This window comes from Protofrankia sp. Cr1 (assembly GCF_963555865.1).
In the GTDB taxonomy this organism is placed as follows: domain Bacteria; phylum Actinomycetota; class Actinomycetes; order Frankiales; family Frankiaceae; genus Protofrankia.
In genome coordinates this window covers 1-3,064 of record NZ_CAUVXO010000603.1, presented here as the reverse complement: position 1 = coordinate 3,064, position 3,064 = coordinate 1, and the positions used below count along the sequence as shown (strand labels likewise).

At 67.3% G+C, this 3,064-nt stretch carries 4 protein-coding genes and 1 pseudogene; 3 read left to right on the top strand and 2 right to left on the bottom strand.

The genetic code is table 11. The features are described 5' to 3' along the window. Positions 1 to 314 (top strand): annotated as a pseudogene (locus U9980_RS26560) (hypothetical protein); the annotation flags it as partial. Beyond that, positions 311 to 736 (top strand): type II toxin-antitoxin system VapC family toxin, encoded by a 426-nt coding sequence (locus U9980_RS26555; RefSeq protein ID WP_322770435.1) that lies wholly within the window; start codon positions 311 to 313, stop codon positions 734 to 736. The pseudogene U9980_RS26560 and the gene U9980_RS26555, both read left to right, overlap by 4 nt. A 232-nt stretch (positions 737 to 968) precedes the next feature. Here the strand turns inward: U9980_RS26555 and U9980_RS26550 are convergent, their stop codons facing one another. Both U9980_RS26550 and U9980_RS26545 read right to left on the bottom strand, forming a co-directional pair. Then, positions 969 to 1,811, bottom strand: a complete 843-nt coding sequence (locus U9980_RS26550; protein ID WP_322770434.1) for an ABC transporter permease — start codon at positions 1,809 to 1,811, stop codon at positions 969 to 971. Then, positions 1,808 to 2,809 carry an ATP-binding cassette domain-containing protein gene (locus U9980_RS26545; RefSeq protein WP_322770433.1) on the bottom strand — a complete coding sequence of 334 codons (1,002 nt, stop codon included), beginning with the start codon at positions 2,807 to 2,809 and terminating at the stop codon, positions 1,808 to 1,810. Before U9980_RS26545 ends, U9980_RS26550 begins: the two co-directional genes overlap by 4 nt. 102 nt (positions 2,810 to 2,911) lie before the next feature. Here U9980_RS26545 and U9980_RS26540 point away from each other — a divergent pair. Beyond that, positions 2,912 to 3,064, top strand: a 153-nt coding sequence (locus U9980_RS26540; RefSeq protein ID WP_416210406.1) for a TetR/AcrR family transcriptional regulator, incomplete at its 3' end; no start/stop codon positions are given.

Sequence of the window (3,064 nt, the reverse complement as noted above, 5' to 3'; positions counted from 1 at the left end):
TACCACGCGGTATCATGTGGGTTGTGGCTATGACGCTCAGGCTCAGCGATGAACAGACGGAGGCGCTCCGGCGGAAGGCGGAGGCTGAACATCGTTCCATGCAGCAAGTCGCGCTGGCTGCCATCGACGCCTATGTTCACCAGGCGACTCCCGTGCGCCGCCAGTCGGTTCCGGTCACTGAGCTTATGACGATGTTCGAGGACCTGCCTCCGATGAGCGCAGAGGCGTTCCGTGCCGATCAGGGGCGCTACGCGGACGCTGAGGCATACTTCGACGCCTACGAACGCGTCCGCGAGCCCGGGGACGGCGAGTGACTGCCCGCTACCTGCGCGGGCTCGGCGACACGAACATCCTGATATGCCTGGAACGGCTGGCGGTCGATCAGCTGCCCGCCGAGCTCCTCACCAGCGCGGTCAGCCTCGCCGAGCTGTCGGCCGGGGTGCACTCGGCCGTGGATGCCCGTGAACGCGCCCGGCGGGTCCTTCGCGTCCAGCGAGTCGAGGCGACCTTCAGCCCGCTGCCCTTCGATGTTGAGGCCGCCCGGCAGTACGGGATTATCGCCGCCGAGACGATCGCCATGGGCCGCAAGCCACGCGGCCGCGTCGCCGACCTGATGATCGCCGGCATCGCGGCAGCGAACAAGCTTCCTCTGTTCACCACCAATCCCGCAGATTTCCGCGGGCTTGAATCGGTCGTTACTGTCGTTCCAGTTCCTGTCCCGGCGGCCGCTCCTTGAACGGTGCGGATCGCCGATTTTCGGCTGCATACTGTATATCTGCCGCGCCGGGGGTTTTGCATCGACGAGTAGCAGCCGCTCAGCGTACCCGCCACCCGGATATTATCGCGGCGCGTAAGGGACTGTGCGTTTTCAGGGCCGCGTCGAGTAGTTGATGATTGGGTGGCGGTCACCGTGGGCCGCCATTGGTGGCGGCCGCTGCTGTGCAGATGACATATCCCATGGGCGTATGTCAGGTGACGACGCGGCGGCGGAAGTGGCGTATTCCCTGCCAGAGCAGCAGGGCCGTGAAACCGATGAGGGCAGGGTAGATGATGTAGAGGCTCAGGTGGTGGGTGGGGGTGACGGAGGCGCGAAAGCCCTCGCTGACGTAGGTCAGTGGATTGGCTAGCGACAGTGCCTGCACCCAGCGGATGGGGCCGAGTGTGCTCCATGGGTAGAGGGTGCAGCCGAGGTAGAGCAGCGGCGTCAGCATGATTGCGAAGAGTGCGGTGACGCTGCGTGGATCGAGGGCGGTGCCTAGGAAGAGGCCGAGGCTGGAGCACATCAGCGCGCCGATTGGTGCGAGTGTCAGGAGCAGGGGCCAGTGGAGGTGGATGTCGGGTCGGGCGGAGGGGACGAACTCGGCGAGGGGGAAGACGACGATCGCGGCGAGCATGCCTTGCAGCGCGCCGGCGATGATTTTCGCGAGCGCGACGAGTCCGACGGGGATCGGGGACAGGACGCGGTCGTCGATCTCGCGTGTGTAGCCGAATTCCTGGATGAGTGGCATGGCGACCGCGAAGATGCCCTGGAACAGGACGACCATCGCGAGCATCCCGGCGAGGAGTGTGGTGGCTTCGTCGCCCGCCTGGGCGCCGGTGCCGTGGCCGGGGGTGATTTTCGGGGTGACGTAGCCGAGGACGAACAGCAGCATCAGGGGTTGCACGACGGTGCGGGCGAGGAAGTTGCTTGGCTGCTTGCGTAGCACGGTGAGGTCGCGGGCGAGCAGGGCGCCGACCGCGCGGCTGGTCGCGACGACGGAGGGGTGGACCGGTGTGGCGGCCGGGTCGGGGACGGCAGTGGCGGTGTTCATCGGTCGCGGAGCTCTTTGCCGGTGAGGCGGATGAAGACGGTTTCCAGGGAGGGTTCGTCGACGCGGATGTCGCGCAGGACAATGCCTGCGCCTGTTACAGCGGCGACGATGGCCGGGAACGCTGCTCGCCCTCCGTGGACCATCAGCAGGACGGCGTTCTGCAGAATGTGGACGTCGTGGATCCCGGGCACCTGCTCGCGCAGCAGTGCTGCCAGCTGCCGTGGCGGTGTCTCTGCCGCCACCGTCACGACCGTGTCGGCGGCCATCGACTGCTTGAGGCTCGCGGGCGTGTCGAGGGCCAGCAGGCGTCCGTGGTCGATGATGGCTACCCGGTCGGCGAGCTGGTCGGCTTCCTGCATGTCGTGGGTGATCAGCATGATCGTCTGACCGGCGGCGCGCAGCTCGCGGACCATGCTGTGCAGGGCGAGACGGCTTTGCGGGTCCAGGCCGGTGGTCGGCTCGTCGAGGAAGAGGATCGCGGGCTGGTGCAGGATCGCGCGGGCGATCATCAGCCGCTGGGTCATGCCACCTGACAGGCCGTCCACCGGTTTGCCGGCGACGTCCGCGAGCGTGACCTGCTCAAGTCGGAGATCGGCCTGCCGGCGGGCGTCGGCGGTGCGCATGCCGAAGAACCGCCCGTGGAAGATCAGGTTCTCCCGCACGGTCAGGCTGCGGTCGAGGGTGTTGCGCTGCGGGACCACGCCGATGTTCCGGCGGGCGTCGGCGGGTCGGCCCGCGACGTCGATCCCGGCTACCCAGGCTCGGCCGGCCGTCGGCACGACACCCGTGGTCAGCATGCCCACCGTGGTGGACTTGCCTGCGCCGTTTGGGCCGAGGAGGGCGAACACCTCGCCCCGGCGGACCGACAGGTCAAGGCTGTCCACGGCGGCCGTGCCATCCGGGTAAGTCTTGCTCAGTCCATCGGCGTGGATCACCGTCTCGACGGACGCGGAACCTTGCGGGGCAGACACGGTGCGGCGCTGGAGGAGAGAGGACATGGACGCTCCTAGTATTGGACTAGACCGTCTAGTCCAAGTTCTCTCGCTAGTATTGGACTTGTGAGTCCAAGCGGTCAAGGTGGTCGAGCTCGCGCCCCGGCCTTGGCGGCCTCAGCGCCGGACACGCACCCGGGCCGGCCCGACAAGCGGCGGGCGATCATCGACGCGGCCCGGCGGGTGTTCCTGTGTAACGGCTTCACCGACACCAGCGTCGATGCGATCGCGGCCGAGGCCGGGGTCTCCAAGCAGACGATT